Source organism: Streptomyces sp. NPDC088157, assembly GCF_044741545.1.
In the GTDB taxonomy this organism is placed as follows: Bacteria; Actinomycetota; Actinomycetes; order Streptomycetales; family Streptomycetaceae; genus Streptomyces.
The window spans coordinates 62488-81089 of record NZ_JBIUSU010000006.1; the positions used below are offsets into that span (position 1 = coordinate 62488).

Annotated in this window: 16 protein-coding genes; 8 read left to right on the plus strand and 8 right to left on the minus strand. The window is 71.7% G+C overall.

All coding sequences use genetic code 11. The annotated features are described in order from the left end of the window. Positions 1-161: 161 nt before the first annotated feature. From ACIPFH_RS24315 to ACIPFH_RS24340, 6 genes are all read left to right on the plus strand, one after another. On the plus strand, positions 162-4094 hold the full coding sequence (locus ACIPFH_RS24315; protein ID WP_401829329.1) for a glycoside hydrolase family 2 TIM barrel-domain containing protein: 3933 nt from the start codon (positions 162-164) through the stop codon (positions 4092-4094). A 169-nt stretch (positions 4095-4263) separates the two neighbouring features. Next, positions 4264-5676: a dihydrolipoyl dehydrogenase gene (gene lpdA / locus ACIPFH_RS24320; RefSeq protein ID WP_401829331.1), complete on the plus strand. Its 1413-nt coding sequence runs from the start codon at positions 4264-4266 to the stop codon at positions 5674-5676. Positions 5677-5806: 130 nt separating this feature from the next. Further along, positions 5807-7090 (plus strand): hypothetical protein, encoded by a 1284-nt coding sequence (locus ACIPFH_RS24325; RefSeq protein ID WP_401829333.1) that lies wholly within the window; start codon positions 5807-5809, stop codon positions 7088-7090. Continuing rightward, positions 7087-7569 (plus strand): hypothetical protein, encoded by a 483-nt coding sequence (locus tag ACIPFH_RS24330; protein ID WP_401829334.1) that lies wholly within the window; start codon positions 7087-7089, stop codon positions 7567-7569. Before ACIPFH_RS24325 ends, ACIPFH_RS24330 begins: the two co-directional genes overlap by 4 nt. Positions 7570-7705: 136 nt before the next feature. Beyond that, on the plus strand, positions 7706-9196 hold the full coding sequence (locus ACIPFH_RS24335; protein WP_401829337.1) for an AlkA N-terminal domain-containing protein: 1491 nt from the start codon (positions 7706-7708) through the stop codon (positions 9194-9196). A 9-nt stretch (positions 9197-9205) separates the two neighbouring features. After that, the gene (locus ACIPFH_RS24340; RefSeq protein WP_401829338.1) at positions 9206-9697 is read left to right on the plus strand and encodes a methylated-DNA--[protein]-cysteine S-methyltransferase; all 492 of its coding nucleotides are present in this window, start codon (positions 9206-9208) and stop codon (positions 9695-9697) included. Between the two features lie 45 nt (positions 9698-9742). Here the strand turns inward: ACIPFH_RS24340 and ACIPFH_RS24345 are convergent, their stop codons facing one another. From ACIPFH_RS24345 to ACIPFH_RS24355, 3 genes are all read right to left on the minus strand, one after another. Beyond that, positions 9743-10477 carry an SIR2 family NAD-dependent protein deacylase gene (locus ACIPFH_RS24345; RefSeq protein ID WP_401829340.1) on the minus strand — a complete coding sequence of 245 codons (735 nt, stop codon included), beginning with the start codon at positions 10475-10477 and terminating at the stop codon, positions 9743-9745. A 65-nt stretch (positions 10478-10542) separates the two neighbouring features. Next, complete coding sequence (locus ACIPFH_RS24350; protein WP_356265387.1) at positions 10543-11700, minus strand: DUF6596 domain-containing protein; 1158 nt, start codon at positions 11698-11700, stop codon at positions 10543-10545. Further along, positions 11697-12104, minus strand: a complete 408-nt coding sequence (locus tag ACIPFH_RS24355) for a YciI family protein (protein WP_401829342.1) — start codon at positions 12102-12104, stop codon at positions 11697-11699. The genes ACIPFH_RS24350 and ACIPFH_RS24355 overlap by 4 nt, the downstream gene beginning before the upstream one ends. 200 nt (positions 12105-12304) lie before the next feature. Between ACIPFH_RS24355 and ACIPFH_RS24360 the strand changes: the two genes are divergently transcribed. After that, positions 12305-12505, plus strand: a complete 201-nt coding sequence (locus tag ACIPFH_RS24360; RefSeq protein WP_356261779.1) for a type II toxin-antitoxin system VapB family antitoxin — start codon at positions 12305-12307, stop codon at positions 12503-12505. 30 nt (positions 12506-12535) lie between these two features. Here ACIPFH_RS24360 and ACIPFH_RS24365 read toward each other — a convergent pair whose 3' ends face one another. Together ACIPFH_RS24365 and ACIPFH_RS24370 are read right to left on the minus strand one after the other, a co-directional pair. Continuing rightward, positions 12536-13036, minus strand: coding sequence for an NUDIX domain-containing protein (locus tag ACIPFH_RS24365; protein ID WP_401829344.1), 501 nt, complete (start codon positions 13034-13036; stop codon positions 12536-12538). 45 nt (positions 13037-13081) lie between these two features. After that, complete coding sequence (locus ACIPFH_RS24370) at positions 13082-14170, minus strand: ADP-ribosylglycohydrolase family protein (RefSeq protein WP_401829346.1); 1089 nt, start codon at positions 14168-14170, stop codon at positions 13082-13084. A 210-nt stretch (positions 14171-14380) separates the two neighbouring features. On the opposite strand from ACIPFH_RS24370, the gene ACIPFH_RS24375 reads away from it, so the two are divergent. After that, entirely contained in the window at positions 14381-15499 is a 1119-nt protein-coding gene (locus ACIPFH_RS24375) for a glycerate kinase (RefSeq protein ID WP_401830208.1), read from the plus strand. A 12-nt stretch (positions 15500-15511) separates the two neighbouring features. On the opposite strand, the gene ACIPFH_RS24380 is transcribed toward ACIPFH_RS24375, so the two are convergent. From ACIPFH_RS24380 to ACIPFH_RS24390, 3 genes are all read right to left on the minus strand, one after another. Next, positions 15512-16741: an alpha/beta fold hydrolase gene (locus tag ACIPFH_RS24380; RefSeq protein WP_401829347.1), complete on the minus strand. Its 1230-nt coding sequence runs from the start codon at positions 16739-16741 to the stop codon at positions 15512-15514. Between the two features lie 204 nt (positions 16742-16945). Then, a complete protein-coding gene (gene pssA, locus ACIPFH_RS24385) occupies positions 16946-17764 on the minus strand; it encodes a CDP-diacylglycerol--serine O-phosphatidyltransferase (protein WP_356257715.1) in 819 nt (272 codons plus the stop codon). A 22-nt stretch (positions 17765-17786) separates the two neighbouring features. Then, a complete protein-coding gene (locus ACIPFH_RS24390) occupies positions 17787-18443 on the minus strand; it encodes a phosphatidylserine decarboxylase (protein WP_020125547.1) in 657 nt (218 codons plus the stop codon). Positions 18444-18602: the final 159 nt, after the last annotated feature.

Consider the following 18602-nt stretch of genomic DNA (forward strand, 5'->3'; position numbering starts at 1 on the left):
CCCGTGGGAGCGAGGGGTACCAAGTGGGCTTGCGCCGAAGAGAGTTGATATTCGGTCATCGCGGCGAGTCTATGTTCGTTTTATCAACAGGAGTGGACAAGATCTGACGCACCCTCCGTCCGTGCGAAGCCGCACGGATCGCCCCGAGGAAGGTCGTGGTCATGTCGCACCCGCACGTGTCGTCCATGGACCGGCCGGACCGCCCCCAGCGGGTGGAACCGGACCACCCGCGGCGGACGGCCGTCAGCCGTCGCCGTCTGCTCGAAGGGTCGGCCGCCGTCCTGGGCGCGCTCGCCCTGTCCGCGCCCGCCACCGCCCACCGCGCCGTCGCCGCGGACGGTGCCCCGCAGTGGGACGGCGCCATCGACGTCTTCCGGCTCGGTACCGAACCCCCGCACACGACCCTCATGCCGTACGCGGACCTCGCGCAGGCCCTGGCCGCCGACCGGACCCGCTCGCCCTACCGGCTGAGCCTCGACGGCACCTGGCGGTTCGCCCACGCAGACCGCCCCGACGACCGGGACCCCGACTTCCACCGGACCGACGTCGACGACAGCGGCTGGGACACCATCCCCGTTCCCTCCGCCTGGCAGCTGCACGGCTACGACCGCCCGATCTACATCAACATCACCTACCCGTGGTGGGGCGCCAACGGACTGGGGGAGGAGGCGCAGCCGCCCACCGCCCCCACCCGCTACAACCCCGTGGGCCAGTACCGGCGCACCTTCACGGTTCCGCGCGGCTGGGCGGGACGGCGGACGTTCCTGCACTTCGAGGGGGTCAAGTCCGCCCACTACGTATGGATCAACGGCGAACTGGTCGGCTACCACGAGGACTCCTACGACCCCGCCGAGTACGACATCACCCCGCACCTCAAGCCGGGCGCCAACCAGATCGCGGTGGAGGTCTACCGCTACTCGGACGGCGACTGGCTGGAGGACCAGGACATGATCCGGCTGAGCGGCATCTTCCGCTCGGTCTACCTGTACTCCACCCCGGCCGTCCACCTGCGCGACTTCAGGCTGGACACGCCGCTCAGCGACGGCCACACCGCGGCCGGGCTGTCGGTCACCGCGAGCGTGCGGGACTACGGCGGACAGGGCGCCGGCCGGTACTCCGTCGAGACCCAGCTCTACGACGCCGAGGGCCACCCGGTGTGGTCCCGGCCGCTGCAGCAGGCCGTCGCGCTCGGCTCCGGCGAGGAGACGGCCGTACAGGCCGCGAAGGCGGTGCCCGCGCCGCGTCTGTGGTCGGCCGAACACCCGTATCTGTACACCGCGGTGCTCCGCCTGCGCGACCCGGCGGGAAAGGTGATCGAAACCCTGTCCCACCGCGTCGGCCTGCGCGAGTTCGCGCTGACGGACGGGCTGATGCGCATCAACGGCAAGCCGGTCTCCTTCCGGGGCACCAACCGGCACGAGATGCACCCGGCCCGCGGCTCGGCCCTCAGCCGCGCCGACCTGGTCGAGGACATCGGCATCATCAAGCGGCTGAACATCAACTCCGTCCGCACCTCGCACTACCCCAACAACCCGCTGTGGCTGGAACTCGCCGACGAGTACGGCCTGTACCTCGTGGACGAGACCAACCTCGAGACCCACGGCATCCGGGGCGAGTACCCCGGCAACCACCCCGAGTGGACGACGGCGTGCGTGGCCCGCGCCCAGAACATGGTCCACCGCGACAAGAACCACGCCTCGGTCGTCATCTGGTCCCTCGGCAACGAGGCGGGCGGCGGCAGCACCTTCAACGCCATGCACGACTGGATCCGCTCCTACGACACCACCCGCGTCATCCAGTACGAGGGCGACGACCGCCCGGGGATCAGCGACATCCGCTCCGAGATGTACGACAGCCCCTCACGCGTCGAGCAACGGGCCAGGGACACCGCCGACACCCGGCCGTACGTGATGATCGAGTACTCCCACGCGATGGGGAACTCCAGCGGGAACTTCAAGAAGTACTGGGACCTGATCCGGCGTCACGACGTGCTCCAGGGCGGCTGGATCTGGGACTTCGTCGACCAGGCCCTGGACTGGCCCACCCCCGGCCGCAAGCTGTTCACCGAGACCGGGCCCGCCGCGCTCCGGGGCGAGCTCATCGCCCCCAGCGGCTCCTTCTCCCGCGACAAGGGCGTCCTCGGCGGAACCGTCTTCGCGCGCGACGCGGCGCTGGACCTCACCGGCTCCCTCACGCTGGAGGCCTGGATCACCCCGCACGTGACCGGCTACCACCAGCCGATCCTCGCCAAGGGCGACACCCAGTACGCCCTGAAACAGACGAACCGGACCCTCGAGTTCTTCATCTACGGCAGCGGCCAGTGGATCACCGCGAGCTGGGCGCTGCCGGACGACTGGACCGGCACCGAGCACCATGTCGCGGGCGTCTTCGACGCGGCGACCGGCACGCTGACCCTTCACGCCGACGGCGCGGTCCGCGCCACCCGGACCACCACGGTGCGCCCCGCGAACAACACCGCGCCGCTGTCCCTGGCCACCGACGTCGACAACCCGACCCGGGAGTTCAGCGGCACCGTGCGGCGGGCACGCGTGTACGCCCGGGCGCTGGGCGCCGCCGAACTGGCCTCCGCGGGGCGTGGTCCCGGCGACGACGGCGTACGGTTCTGGTTCGACGCCGCCACCGTCGGCCTCACCGAGAAACGGCCCCGCGAGAAGTCCTTCCGCGCCTACGGCGGCGACTGGGGCGACAACCCCAACGACGGGGCCTTCTCCGGCGACGGCATCGTCACCGCCGACCGCGGCCTCACCGGCAAGTCCGCCGAGGTCAAGCGGATCTACCAGGCCGTCGCCGCCGCACCTGCCGTTGGCGACCTGCTCGCCCCGGGAGCGGCGATCACCCTCACCAATGAGTACCTCTTCAGCAACCTCCGCGAGTTCGACGGGCGTTGGGAGCTCGTCCGGGACGGGGAGGTGGTGCGGCGCGGAAAGCTGAGCCGGGCCCAGCTGGACGTGGCCGGGCTGTCGAGCAAGGACATCACCGTGCCCTTCGAGCTGCCGGGCGCACCGGCGCCGGGTGCGGAGTACTTCCTCCAACTCTCGTTCACCACCAGGGAGAAGACGAAATGGGCGCGGTCCGGCTTCGAGGTGGCGAGGCACCAACTCGCCGTCGACGCCGGGAGCCCCGCCGTCACCCCCGTGCCGCTGGACCGCGTCCCGGCCCTCAGGCACGAGGACGGCGATGGATCGGTCACCGTCACCGGGAAGGGCTTCTCGGTCACCGTCGACAAGAAGTCCGGCGTCATCACGTCCTACAAGGCCGACGGCGTCCCGCTGATCTCCTCCGGACCGGCCCCCAACTTCTGGCGTGCGCCCACCGACAACGACCGGGGGAACGGCCAGCACACCCGCAACCAGACCTGGCGCGACGCCGGCGTGCGCCGCAAGGTGACCGGCGTGAGCGTGCGGGCGCTGCGCGACCGGGCCGTCGAGATCAAGGTCGCCGGCACGCTGCCCACCACGACGGAATCGACGTACACGACCACCTACACCGTGTTCGGGAACGGCGAGATCAAGGTCGACAACACGCTGCACCCGGGCGCCGCCTCACTGCCCTACATCCCGGAGGTCGGCACCCTGCTGTTCCTGCCCGCCCGTCTGGAGAAGCTCCATTACTACGGCCGTGGCCCCGAGGAGAACCACTGGGACCGCAACGACGCCACCGACGTGGGCCGGTACTCCGGCACCGTCAGCGGGCAGTGGACCTCCTATCTGCGGCCCCAGGAGAACGGCAACAGGACCGACGTCCGCTGGGTCGCCCTCACCGACGGCGACGGCACCGGCCTGCTGGTCTCCGGCGAGCCGCTGCTGGAGGTCAACGCCTCGCACTTCACCCCCGAGGACCTGTCCGTCGGAGCCCGCCACGACTACCAGCTCACGCCCCGCAAGGAGGTCGTACTGCGCCTGAGCCACCGGCAGATGGGCGTCGGCGGTGACAACAGCTGGGGCGCGCACACGCACGACGAGTACAAGCTGTTCGCCGACCGCGACTACGCCTACACCTACCGGCTCCGGCCGTTGACCGACGTCGACAGGGCGACGGCCGCGTCACGGCGGCCGACGTCGACCTCCGGCTGACCGCTTCGCACCGTCACCGGCGGTACGGGTGCGGGCACGGCCGGGTGGCCGGGCCGGTCCCGTACCGCCGTGGCGGTGATCACTCACGCATTCTCCCCGTCGGCGCGCGAGAATCGGATCGGCAGCACGCATCACCCGTGACGCACTCGACGGAAAAGGAAACGAACGCATGACCGAGCAGGACGAACGCTTCGACGTCGTGGTCCTCGGCGCCGGTCCGGGCGGCTACGTCGCCGCGGTCCGCGCCGCCCAGTTGGGCAAGCGCGTCGCCGTCGTCGAGGAGAAGTACTGGGGCGGCGTCTGTCTCAACGTGGGCTGCATCCCCACCAAGGCACTCCTGCGCAACGCCGAACTCGCGCACATCTTCACCCACGAGGCGAAGACCTTCGGCATCAGGGTCGACGGACAGGTCTCCTTCGACTACGGGGAGGCGTACCGCCGCAGCCGCAAGGTCGCCGACGGCCGGGTCAAGGGCGTCCACTACCTGATGAAGAAGAACAAGATCACCGAGATCGACGGCCGCGGCACCTTCGTCGACGACCACACCCTCCAGGTGGCGGGGTACGACGGCGACACCCGCACCATCGGCTTCGACCACTGCGTCATCGCCACCGGCGCCACCCCCAAGCTGCTCCCGGGCACCAAGCGCAGCGCCCGCGTGGTGACGTACGAGGAGCAGATCCTCGCCGACGACCTGCCGCAGTCGATCGTCATCGCGGGCGCCGGCGCCATCGGCATCGAGTTCGCGTACGTCCTGCACAACTACGGTGTGAAGGTCACGATCGTCGAGTTCCTGGACCGGGTCGCGCCCCTGGAGGACGCCGAGGTCTCCGCCGAGCTCGCCAAGCAGTACCGGAAGCTGGGCATCGACGTGCTCACCTCCACCCGGGTGGAGTCGATCGACGAGTCCGGTCCGCAGGTCCGCGTCACGGTCACCGGCAAGGACGGCGCCCAGCAGGTCCTGGAGTCCGACAAGGTCCTCCAGGCGATCGGCTTCGCCCCGAACGTGACGGGCTACGGCCTGGAGAAGACCGGCGTGCGGGTCACCGAGCGCGGCGCGATCGACGTGGACGGCCGCTGCCGCACCTCCGTGCCGCACATCTACGCCATCGGAGACGTCACCGCGAAGCTGATGCTCGCGCACGCCGCCGAGGCCATGGGCGTCATCGCCGCCGAGACGATCGCCGACGCGGAGACCATGGAGCTGGACTACGCCATGATCCCGCGCGCCACCTACTGCCAGCCCCAGATCGCCAGCTTCGGCTACACCGAGGCCCAGGCGAGGGAGAAGGGCTACGACGTCAAGGTGGCGAAGTTCCCGTTCACCGCGAACGGCAAGTCGCACGGCCTCGGCGACACCACCGGGTTCGTGAAGCTGATCAGCGACGCCAGGTACGGCGAGCTCATCGGCGGCCATCTGATCGGCCCCGACGTCACCGAACTGCTCCCCGAACTGACGCTCGCCCAGCAGTGGGACCTCACCGTCCACGAGGTCGCCCGCAACGTCCACGCCCACCCGACGCTGGGTGAGGCCGTCAAGGAGGCCGTCCACGGTCTCGCAGGCCACATGATCAACATGTAGCTCTTCCGCACCGCACGGGGCGGGCCCGTTCACCCGGACGGACCCGCCTCGCTCGCCGCCGCCGCCTGTCCGGGATGTGCTGGCATCCACCGGACCGAACCCGGTCGGACCGACGGCGAGGGAGTGCGCCATGCCGGAAAGCGGTGTTCCCGCCGACGCGGAACTGGAGGCACTCAGAGGCCGCATCGCGGCACTGGAGGCCGAACGAGCCCGTCGCCCCACGCACCACCGCGTCCGCTCGATCGTCGCGGTCGTCCTCATCGTCCTCGGCTGCGTCCTCGCCCCGCTGGGCGTGGTCGCGGCCTGGACCTCCAGCATCGTGGGAGACACCAGCCGTTACGTCGACACCGTCCGCCCGCTGGCCTCCGACAAGGACATCCAGAACGCGGCCGCCAACCGCGTCACGAACGCGCTGATGGAGCGCCTCGACCTCACCGCGCTCCTCCAGGACGCGGCCCCGGCCCAGCGTCCCCTGCTGGAGAAGGCCCTCGGCAAGCTCGGTCCCTCACTCGAGAGCGCCGTCCGCAGCTTCGTGCACGACAAGGCGCAGGCGGTCGTGGCATCCGACGCGTTCGAGAAGATCTGGACCGACGCCAACCGCAGAATCCACAGCTCCGTCGAGAAGGCCCTCACGGGCAGCGGCGGCGGCGCGGTGAAGATCGAGAACGACACGGTGACACTCGACCTCGCACCGGTCGTGGACCGGGTCAAGCAACGGCTGGTGGACTCCGGGATGACGGTCGCGGGGAAGATCCCCGAGATCCACACCGACTTCACCATCGTCAAGTCCGAGGACATCGGCAAGGTCAAGACCTACTTCCGGGTGCTGCAGCTGGTCGGCTTCTGGCTGCCCGTCATCGCGGTCGTGCTGGTGGCGGCCGGCGTACTGCTCTCGACCCACCGCCGCCGCGTGCTGATCGTCGCCGCGCTCTGCTTCGCCTTCGCCACCCTTCTCCTGGGCGTCGCGCTGACCGTCTTCCGGGTCGTCTACCTGGACGCCCTCCCGGCCGGCGTCTCCCAGCCCGCCGCCGGGTCCCTGTACGACACGCTCACCCGGTTCCTGCGCACCTCCGTGCGGTCGGTGGTCGCCCTCGGCGTGGTGATCGCCGTCGCCGCCTGGCTGACCGGACCCGGCCGCCATGCCGCCCTGGTGCGACGGCTGTGGCACTCGGGCATCGGCGCCGTGCGCGGGACCGCCGATCAGGCCGGGCTGCGCACCGGCCCCGTCGGCCCGTTCGTCGACCGCTACCGCACCTGGATCACCTGGATCCTGGCCGCGGGAGCCGTCCTGGCCTTCCTCCTGTGGCCGTACCCGACCGGCTGGGTCGTGGTCGGCCTGGCCCTCGCCCTGCTCTTCGCGATGGGAGTCGTCGACTTCCTCGCGGCCCGGCCCCGAAAGGACAGCCCCGCATGACTTCGCACTCCCCGACCGGAGAGCCGCACGGCGAGGTGGGCACCGCCTGGTCCACGCCGCGCGGCGGCCCGCCCCGGCCCACCGCGCAGGACAGCCGGGCCGGCGGCGTCGTCTTCGCCGGCGTCCTGATGCTGTGCAGCGGTGTGCTCGCCGTGCTCCAGGGCATCGCTGCCCTCGCGGAGGACGACGTCTACGCCCGCGTCGGCAGTTACGTCTACGAACTCGACCTCACGGGCTGGGGCTGGATCCACCTCGTCCTCGGCGTCCTCGCGGCGGCGACCGGCGCCGCCCTCCTCAAGGGCATGACCTGGGCGCGCTTCACCGGCATCTTCCTCGCCGCACTGAGCCTGGTCACCCAGTTCCTGTTCCTGCCCTACGAGCCGCTCTGGTCGATCGTCGTCATGGCGATCGACGTGTTCGTGATCTGGTCGCTGGTGACGTGGCAGGAGAGGGCGGCCCGCGGCACGGCAGGCCAGTGACCGCCGCGGAGGCCCCCCGGCGGCGCCGACGCCGGTGCCGGCACCGCCGGGGCCGACCCGGTGAGCGGTGCGGGCCACCGAGCTCGATGTCGGATTCTCGCCAGCGCCGCGCCCGCCCCGAGGCGATGCTGGACGTATGCAGAACGGGATGTACACCGATCGCGAGCGTTGCGTGCGGGCCGTGCGGTCGAAGGACGCGCGGTTCGACGGCTGGTTCTTCACGGCGGTCCTGACCACCGGCATCTACTGCCGGCCCAGCTGCCCGGTCGTGCCGCCCAAGCCGGAGAACATGGTCTTCCATCCGAGTGCGGCCGCCTGCCAGCAGGCCGGCTTCCGCGCCTGCAAGCGCTGCCGGCCCGACACCACTCCGGGCTCGCCCGAGTGGAACCAGCGCGCCGATCTGGTCGCCCGCGCCATGCGGCTGATCGCCGACGGAGTCGTCGACCGCGACGGCGTGCCCGGACTCGCGGCCCGCCTCGGCTACAGCACCCGCCAGGTGGAACGCCAGCTCCTCGCCGAACTCGGCGCCGGCCCACTGGCGTTGGCACGGGCCCAGCGCGCCCAGACCGCGCGCCTCCTCATCGAGACGACCGAACTGCCCATGGCACAGGCCGCGTTCGCGGCCGGGTTCTCCTCCATCCGCACCTTCAACGACACCGTGCGCGAGGTCTTCGCGCTCTCCCCGAGCGAACTGCGCGCCCGTGTCCCGCGGAAGAACCCCTCGGGCCGCCCGGCCACGCCCGGCACGCTCGCCCTGCGCCTCCCCTTCCGTGCCCCGCTCAACCCCGACAACCTCTTCGGCCATCTCGCCGCGACCGCCGTCCCGGGGGTCGAGGAGTGGCGGGACGGCGCGTACCGGCGCACCCTGCGGCTGCCGTACGGGCACGGCGTCGTGGCGCTCACCCCGCACCCCGACCACATCGGCTGCCGCCTCACCCTCAGCGACCTGCGTGACCTCACGGTCGCGATCAGCCGCTGCCGACGCATGCTCGACCTGGATGCCGATCCGGTCGCCGTCGACGGCCGGCTGCGCACGGATCCGCTGCTCGCGCCCCTGGTGGACAAGGCGCCGGGCCGCCGGGTGCCCCGCACAGTCGACGAGGCGGAGTTCGCCGTCCGCGCCGTACTGGGGCAGCAGGTCTCCACGGCGGCCGCCCGCACCCACGCGGGCCGCCTGGTCACCGCGCACGGTGAGCCGGTCGACGACCCGGAGGGCGGCCTCACCCACCTCTTCCCGACCGTCGAGGCACTCGCCGCCGTCGATCCCCGGACGCTGGGGATGCCCCGCACCCGCCGCACCACGCTCACCACCCTCGTCGGACAACTCGCCGAGGGAACACTCCACCTGGGGGTGGAGAGCGACTGGCCGCAAGCGCGTGCCCGGCTGCTCTCGCTGCCCGGCTTCGGGCCGTGGACGGTCGACGTCATCGCGATGCGCGCCCTGGGCGACCCCGACGCCTTCCTGCCCACCGACCTCGGAATCCGGCGTGCCGCCCAGGAGTTGGGGCTGCCCTCCACTCCGGCGGCGCTCACCGCCCGCGCGGCGGACTGGCGCCCCTGGCGGGCGTACGCCGTCCAGTACCTCTGGGCGACCGACAGCCACCCGATCAACTTCCTGCCCGTGTAAGGAACCTCAGTGAAACAGCACACGATCACCGACAGCCCGTACGGCGCGCTCACCCTCGTAGCCGACGACGGCGTCCTGTGCGGCCTCTACATGACCGGGCAGCGCCACCGCCCACCCGAGGAGAACTTCGGCCCCCGCGACGACACCCTCTTCGGGGACGCCGAGGAACAGCTGAACGCCTACTTCGCCGGCGAACTCGAGGAGTTCGACCTGGAGCTGCGCCTGCACGGCACCCCGTTCCAGCGCTCCGTCTGGACCGAACTGCGGAAGATCCCCTACGGCGAGACCCGGACCTACGGCGAACTCGCCGCGGCGCTCGGCAGTCCGGCCGCCTCCCGCGCGGTGGGCCTCGCCAACGGCAGGAACCCCGTCGGCATCATCGTGCCCTGTCATCGCGTGATCGGGGCCGGCGGCGGCCTCACCGGCTACGGCGGCGGCCTGGAACGCAAACAGCGCCTGCTGGACCTCGAGAAGGGGACACCCGTGTCCGCGCTCTTCTAGCTCCTGTTCAGGGACCGCCGGGCCCCGACCCGAGGAGAGGCGCCGTCAGAGCTCCGTCGCCGTGAGCTCCCGCAGCAGCTTCGGCAGCGCCGTCCCGATCGGCTCCCGGACGACCTCGTCGGCGACCTCGTCGTACGGCGTCGGCTCGGCGTTGACGATGACGAGCCGGGCCCCGTGGTCGGCGGCGACGCCGGCCAGCCCGGCGGCGGGCTGCACCTGGAGGCTGGTGCCGACGGCGACGAACACCTGGCAGGCCTTGGCGATGGCGAGGGACTCGCCCAGCACCACCGGATCGAGGCGTTGGCCGAACATCACCGTGGCCGACTTGAGGACGCCGCCGCACTCCAGGCACGGCGGGTCCTCCTCGCCGGCCTCGACACGGGCGAGGGCGTCCTCCATCGGGCCACGCGCATGGCACCGCGTGCACACGAAACCGCGTGCGGTGCCGTGGAGTTCCAGGACCTTGCGGGCCGGCATCCCGGCGAGCTGGTGCAGCCCGTCGACGTTCTGGGTGATGACCCTGACCGGCACCCCGGACCGCTCCAGCTCGGCGACGGCCCGGTGGGCCGCGTTCGGCTCGGCCTTCAGAGCGCGGTTCCCGCGCCGCATCTGCCAGGAGCGCCGCCGGATCTCCGGGTCACCCATGTAGTACTCGTACGTCACCAGCTTCTCGGCCTCGGGGTCCTTGCGCCACAGCCCGTTCGGACCGCGATAGTCGGGGATCCCGGAATCGGTGGAGACACCGGCACCGCTGAGGATGGCGACGAGAGGCTTGCCCATGGGTCCGAGGGTAGGACGCCCCGCACAGAGAGGCGAACGGTTTCCGCGGGGGTGGGTGCGTTCCGTCAGCGCCTCCGGCGGGCGTTGAGGCGGGCGGCCTGGCGGGTCAGATGGTCGCGCTCGGCCAGGTTGGGCGCCTTCCGGGCCGCCTCGGCGTAGAGCCGTGCCGCCGTCGCCGGGTCGCCGTCGCGTTCGTGGAGGTACGCCGCCACCGCGGTGTGACGGGGCAGCGAGTCGTCCAGTGCCGCGAGCGCCGCCAGACCGGCGCGCGGTCCGTCGGCCTCGCCGACGGCCACCGCGCGGTTGAGCCGGACGACCGGGTTGTCGGTCAGGCGCGTGAGCTCGTCGTACCACTCGACGATCTGCACCCAGTCGGTCTCCTCGGCGGTGGGCGCGTCGGCGTGCAGCGCCGCGATGGCGGCCTGGGCCTGGAACTCGCCCAGCCGGTCGCGGGCGAGGGCCGCCTGCAGGATCCGGACGCCCTCGGCGATCAACGCGGTGTCCCACCGGCCGCGGTCCTGCTCGGCGAGCGGCACCAGGCTGCCGTCGGGCGCGGTCCGGGTGGCGCGCCGGGCGTGGTGCAGCAGCATGAGGGCGAGCAGCCCCGCCACCTCGGGGTGGTCGATGGCGGCCGCGAGCCGGCGGGTGAGCCGGATGGCCTCGGCGGCGAGGTCGACGTCGCCGGAGTAGCCCTCGTTGAAGACCAGGTAGAGGACACGCAGCACGGTGGCGACATCGCCGGGCTGGTCGAAGCGGACACCGGAGACGGTGCGCTTGGCCCGGCTGATGCGCTGCGCCATGGTCGCCTCGGGCACCAGGTAGGCCTCGGCGATCTGGCGGGTGGTCAGCCCGCCGACGGCGCGCAGGGTGAGCGCGACCGCCGACGACGGCGTCAGCGACGGGTGGGCGCACAGGAAGTAGAGCTGGAGCGTGTCGTCCACCGCGGGCGCCGGCCCGGGCGCCGGCTCCTCCTCGGCCCGGTCCTCACGCCGGCGGCGGGCGGTGTCCGCCCGGGTCGCGTCGAGGAACTTGCGCCAGGCCACGGTGACCAGCCAGCCCTTGGCGTCCCGCGGCGGGTCGGCCGGCCAGACCCGGAGCGCCTCGACCAGCGCGTCCTGCACGGCGTCCTCGGCCGCCGCGAAGTCTGCTCCGCGGCGGACGAGGATGGCGAGCACGCCCGGTGTGAGGCTCCTGAGCAGGACCTCGTTCACTGTGGAGGTCATTCCGTGATGGTGGGGTGCGCGGCCAGGAACGGGCGTACCTCGAGCCATTCGTGGATCGGCTTGCCGCCCGCTCCGGGGGCGGCCGACAGCTGACCGGCCAGTTCGACGGCGCGCTCGTAGCTGTCGACGTCGATGATCATCCAGCCGGCGATGAGGTCCTTGGTCTCGGCGAACGGTCCGTCGGTGACGGGCGGGCGGCCCTCGCCGTCGTAGCGGACCCAGGCTCCCTCGGGGGCGAGGCCCTGACCGTCGACGAACTCGCCGGTCTTCTCCAGCCGGGCCGCGAAGTCGTTCATGTACTGGATATGGTCCGAGATCTCCTGCGGACTCCACTGGTCCATCGGGACGCAGTTGACCGGAGCGGGGGCGCCTCGGTAGTGCTTCAGCAGCAGGTACTTGGCCATCGTGGTTCTCCTCGGTACGGGTGCGACCCCTTGCGGTCGCCTTCACAGCGGGGACGGAGCCGGCCACGGGTTCTCGACATCCCCGGCCGAACTGTTTTCTCGGCTTTCGCGGACGGACCCGGCGGACGCGCGAAGACCTCGGAAAATCCGGGTCGTGTGAGCCGAGGCCGGGCCGGTCCGGCCGGTGCTACCGTCCCGGCATGGCCAAGGTCAACGTTTCGCTCGACGCCGAACTCGTCGTCGAGGTCATGGTGCTCACCGGTGTGGGCAACCCCCAGGACGCCGTCGAACTGGTCGTGCGCGACTACATCGAGCGCGGCCACCGCACGGAGGCCCGGACCGCCGTCCGGGACGAGGTCCTGCGCGAGGTGGACGGCACACCGCGCGACGTCCAGGGATGAGCGGAGCGCGGCAGGGCGGTCGGCCCACGGTCAGCGGGCGGGGCGGCCGTTCTCCAGCTCGGCCGTCGTCGAGCCGTCCGCCAGCGCGTCCAGGGCGGCCAGGACCCGGCGGCCCAGCGAGCCGAGCAGATAGTCGGTGATCTCCTCGCGCGGGACCAGCCGCCAGGACAGCAACTCCGCCTCCTGCAGCCGGATCGCCTTGAGGTCGTCCTCGCCGAGGACCCCGCCGTCGTACACGTACGCCGCCAGCGGCGGCCGGTCCGGGCCGAGCGCCCAGTCCACCGCGAGCAGCCGGCCCGGTTCGAGGTCGAGACCGATCTCCTCGAGCGTCTCGCGGCGCGCGGCCCGCCGGGGGCTCTCGCCCTCGTCGGACTCGATCGTGCCGCCCGGCAGGGCCCAGCCCGCCCGGTAGTTGGGCTCGACGAGCAGGACCCGCCCCTCGGCGTCACGGAAGAGGACGGCGGCGCCCGCCAGGACACGGGGCAGTGAGGCGATGTACGCGACGAAGTCGGGCGTGCTGGAGGTGCTCATCCGGAAAGCCTAAGCGGCGGGCGTCGGCGTGGTGGGCGTGTCGGGTCAGTTCTCCTCCGGCCGGTCCCACGTCCCGACCAGCCGGGTCGTCCGTCGCGCCAGTTCGCTGATGCGCGCACCGTCGAAGCCGAACACCGCGCTGCGCACGGTGTCCTCCAGCGGCTCCGTCCACTGGGGCGGGATCGCCGAGGCCCCGGTCAGGACACCGGCCACCGAACCGGCCGTAGCGCCGTTGGAGTCGGTGTCCAGGCCGCCGCGCACCGTGAGCGTGACGGTCCGGGTGAAGTCGCCGTCGCCGTACAGCAGACCGGCGGTGAGGACGGCGACGTTCGGGACGGTGTGGATCCAGCCCGTGCCCGCGGTCTCCTGCGTCACCGTCGCGACCGTGTCCTCCCAGGTCATGCGGGTGTCATGGAGGGAGGCGACCCGGCGCACGGTACGGGCGAGGCGGCTGCTCGCCGGGACGACGGTCAGCGCCTCGTCGAGCGCGTGGCGCACCGTCGGCGCGGTGAAGGCCGCCGAGATCAGCGCCGCCGCGAACATCGCGCCGTACACGCCGTTGCCGGTGTGCGAGAGCACCGCGTCCCGGCGGGCGAGGGAGGCGGCGCGGCGGGGGAGGCCCGGGCAGGTCCAGCCGTAGATGTCGGCGCGGATCAGGGCGCCGATCCACTCCTGGTACGGGTTGTCGTACGTCGCCGTCAGCGGCGGCTTCAGGCCGGCCGTGAGATTGCGGTAGGCGGCCCGCTCGGCGGTGAACGTCTGGAGATACGGCAGCCGCAGCAGCCACAGGTCGCCGACCTGTTCGGTGCTGAAGCCGAAGCCGTGGGTCTCCAGAAGGTGGAGGCCGAGGATCGCGTAGTCGACGTCGTCGTCGCGGCAGCTGCCGTGGATGCGGCCGCGCACGCACTCCCGCCACTCCGGGCGCAGCCGCAGGCAGTCCTCCTCGGTGGCCGGCTCGGGCAGGTAGTCGGTGAGCGGCAGCGCGGCGGCCCGCCGCAGATAGCGGTCGATGCGCTCGCGCGTCCACGAATCGCCCTGCTCGACCGGTTTGCCGAGCATGTTGCCCGCGATCCGGCCCAGCCAGCCCCCGAGGACGCGGTCGGCGAGCTCCGGCTCGCCGCCCACAGAGGTCATGAGTCCGGTCTACCGGATTCCCGGAACACCCGCGAGGGCTCGGGCGGCCACAGACGCCGCTCAGGGTTGTTCCAGGGTCCGGGCACCGCATGACGGCGGGGGCGGCTTGAGGTTAAGGTCGCAGCGGCGCGACTGGCCCTGACGTGCGCGGGGCCCGGAGAGCAAGGGGATGGCAAGGTGACGGACGCTCCAGCGCGGGGCACCCGACGGGTGCTCGTGGCCGCGGACAAGTTCAAGGGCTCGCTGACGGCCGTGGAGGTCGCCGAGCGGGTGACGGCCGGGCTGCGCCGGGCCGTGCCGGACGTCGAGGTGGAGGCCCTGCCCGTCGCCGACGGCGGTGACGGGACCGTCGCCGCGGCGGTCGCGGCCGGGTTCGAACGCCGGGAGGTACGGGTCGCCGGGCCCCTCGGGCAGGAGGTGACCGCCGCGTTCGCCGTGCGAGGTGACACCGCGGTCGTGGAGATGGCGGAGGCGAGCGGCCTGCAACGGCTCCCGGCCGGCGTCTTCGCCCCGCTCACGGCGTCGACGTACGGCTCGGGCGAGCTGCTGCGGGCCGCGCTGGACGTGGGCGTGCGGACGATCGTGTTCGGGGTCGGCGGCAGCGCCACCACGGACGGCGGCGCGGGCATGCTGTCCGCGCTCGGCGCCCGGTTCCTGGACGCGGACGGCGAGCCGGTGGCCCCGGGCGGCGGCGGCCTCGCGGAGCTGGCCCGCGCCGACCTGTCGGAGCTGGACCCTCGGCTGACCTCCGTGGAGCTGGTCCTGGCCAGCGACGTCGACAACCCGCTGACCGGCCCCAAGGGCGCACCGGCGGTGTACGGCCCGCAGAAGGGCGCCTCGCCGGACGACGTCGAGACGCTGGACGCGGCGCTCGCGCACTACGCGGAGGTGCTGGAGACGGCGCTCGGGTCGAAGGCGGCGGAGTACGCCGCCGCGCCGGGCGCTGGCGCCGCGGGCGGCATCGGCTACGGGGCGCTGCTCATCGGCGCCCGGTTCCGCGCCGGCATCGAGGTCATGCTCGACGTGCTGGGCTTCGCGCCGGCGCTCGAGTGGGCCGAACTGGTGATCACCGGCGAGGGGTCGCTGGACGAGCAGACCCTGCACGGCAAGGCCCCGGCGGGCGTCGCCGCGGCGGCCCGGGCGGCCGGCAAGGAGGTCGTCGCCGTCTGTGGCCGCCTCGCCCTGCCGCCCGCGGCCCTGGGCCGGGCCGGAATCCGCCGCGCGTACCCGCTGACCGAGCTCGAGCCGGACATCGCCACGTGCATCTCGGACGCCGGACCGCTCCTGGAACGGGTCGCGGAGCGGATCGGGCGGGACTTCCTGACCTGAGCCGCACAAGCCCTATACGGGGTACAGGGCGCCGTCCTCGTCCCGGTAGTAGCTGCCGCTCGTCAGGCCCTCGATCTTGCCCTTGTCGAGCCAGTGCTTCGTGAAGCGCTGCACGACCTTGGCGTTCCGCTCCCAGACCACGGAGTGTCCCGCGAGGGCCAGCTTGAACATCAGCTTGTCCGGCCCCTTGATGGCCGCGTAGAGGTCCGGGACGGAGAAGTGCAGGACCGGAGGGAGCGTCGCCGAGGTGTTGGCCTGCGTGTCCTGCTCGCCGTAGAGGATGAGCACGGGCACCCGGTCGCCGAGTACGTAGGCGCCTCCTGGGTCCTTGTGCGGGACGGTCCGGTCGTTCCAGCCCCACCAGTAGGAATTCCGGGACCGCGCCACACCCTCGAACACCCCCGGTGACAGCACCGGGCCCCACTTGCTGCCGACGGCATCGTTCTGCATGAACGCGGCCCACACCTTGTCCTCGATGCCGGGCTCGCGCTGCAGCGGGCTGGCCTGCTCCTTGTCCCAGCCGGCCTTGAAGCCGGTCTTGCTGCCGACGTTCATCGGGAAGCCGAACGTGACGGCCGGCAGGGACATGGGCAGGGTCGAGGCTTCCGCCGGGCGCCCGAAGGGATCGGCGGGGTTCGTGGACCAGCGGCCCTGCGGCGGGAAGATCGGGGCGAGCAGCAGCAGGCTCCTGACGTCTGCGGGGTGCTGGAGCGTGTAGGGGCCCATGACGAACGCCGCCGCGGACCAGCCGATGAAGTTGATCGCATGGTCCCTGCCGGGCAGTGCCCTGATGAACCTGACGACGGTCTCCAGCTCCGCCCACTCGCTCTCGGCGTTGCCCAGCTGGTGCGGGTAGGGAGGCGCGCACGTGGCGGCGAGGGGGTTCGGCGTCAGGACGTCCTCCTGCTGCGCCGGGTTGGCGTTGCACGGCGCGTCCATCTGCGGACGTGGCGAGCGCCCGTTGCCCTGGAGGTCCATGAGGAACACGTCGTAGCCGTCGTCGGCCAGGTCCTGCGCCCAGCTGTACCGGGTCCCCGGTCCGCCGGCTCCCGCGGGGAGCACGAGGTCGAACCCCGCAACCACCGGCACACTTCTGCCGTGGAGCATCAGGACGGGCTGGGGCGTGTGGCTCGGCTTGGTGCCGTCGTACTCCCGGACGAACAGCTTCACGGCGGCGCCAGCGTTTGCCGGGATCGTCGAGACGTGCGGGACGAGATGGTCGGTCGGGGTGTGGGCGGGCATGGTCGTCCTCCGGTCCGTCGAACGGGATGAATCCCTGTGAATGCCCCTGATTCCACCGTCCTCTTCCTGCTCACCCACTGCAACTGGGCAGACGTGAGGGGTAGTTGACGGGTCAAGGGCACACGTCTGACGTCCTTGAAAGCGAAACGGGCGTGGCCCGAGCCTCGGAAGGCTCGGGCCACACCCGATGACGCGGGGCGAGGATCAGGGCAGCTGCGCCGCCCGGGCCTCGCGCCGGTTGTCGCGGAAGTTGTTCACCCGGCGGGCCGTGGCGAACAGCGGGATGACCGCGCCCATGACCAACTGGAGCGCACACCCTGTCTGCAGCAGGAGCTGACCGCTCGGGGCGTCGAACGCCCAGGCCGCCAGCAGGCCCATCGACAGCACGATCCAGGCCAGCATCGCGCCCGCGAGGCGGCCCCGCGGCTTCGGGTACTCGACCCGGCTCACCATCAGCCAGGCGGTGCCCAGGATGGCCATCAGGGTCGCCACGAAGGGCAGCTCGAGGAGCACGATCGAGACGACCGTCAGCGCGCCGAACGGGGACGGCATGCCCTGGAAGGTGCCGTCCTTGACGGTGACGCACGAGAATCTCGCGAGCCTCAGCACCACCGCGAGCAGCACGACGATCGCGCCGACCGCCGCCACCCGCTGGTGGGCGTCGTCGGCGACCATGCCGTAGACCAGGACGAAGTACGCCGGGGCCAGACCGAAGCTGATCAGGTCCGAGAGGTTGTCCAGCTCCGCGCCCATCGGCGAGGAGCGGAGCTTGCGTGCGACCAGGCCGTCGAAGAGGTCGAAGACCGCCGCGCAGAGCATCAGGATGACCGCCGTGGCCGCGCTGTGGCGGGCCATGCCGGATTCCTGGCTGCCGGTGAGGTGCGGGATCAGGATGCCGGTGGTGGTGAAGTACACCGCCATGAAGCCGCACGTGGCGTTGCCGAGGGTGAGCGTGTCCGCTATCGACAGACGCAGAGAGAGGGGCATCTCCTCTTCTTCGTCCACCTCGTCGGCCTCGGGCACCCAGCCCGCCTGGGTCTCCGGGTCAATCACGGTCAATGCGAGTCACCCCTGCCACGGTCTTCTGCCCCACCTCGACCGCGACGTCCACGCCCTCGGGCAAGTAGATGTCGACGCGCGAACCGAAGCGGATCAGGCCGATCCGCTCGCCCTGCTCGACCTTCGTGCCCTCGGGGATGTAGGGGACGATGCGGCGGGCCACGGCTCCGGCGATCTGGATCATCTCGATGTCACCGAGCTCGGTGTCGAAGTGCCAGACGACCCGCTCGTTGTTCTCGCTCTCCTTGTTGAACGCCGGCACGAACCCGCCCGGGATGTGCTCGACCGACGTCACGGTGCCGGCCAGCGGCGCGCGGTTGACGTGGACGTTGAGCGGGCTCATGAAGATCGCGACCCGGGTGCGTCCGTCCTTCCACGGCATGATGCTCTGCACCACACCGTCGGCGGGGGAGATGACCCGGCCCGAGGCGATCTCGCGCTCGGGGTCGCGGAAGAACCACAGCATGCCCGCCGCGAGAGCGGTGGCGGGCACGGCGACGGCCTTGGCGGCACCCGAGCGGCGGGCGCGCAGCAGGCTGACGGCTGCGGTGGCGACGGTCGGCAGGAGCCACGGCGATGCTCCGCGCGCGAGGCGTGCGCCTACCAGGCTGTCGCGGTGTGCAGAGGTTTGGCTGTGGGGCATGGATGACCTTCGTAGCGGATGATGCCGCGCTTCGACGGGGGGACGGCGGCTTTACGCGATCGTAGCGGTTCGGGGCCACAACTGGGTAAGCAAGGAAGCGGAGTCGATGGCGGAGGGAAGTTGACAGGGTGTGATCTTCTTCTCGAAGAAAACACCCCC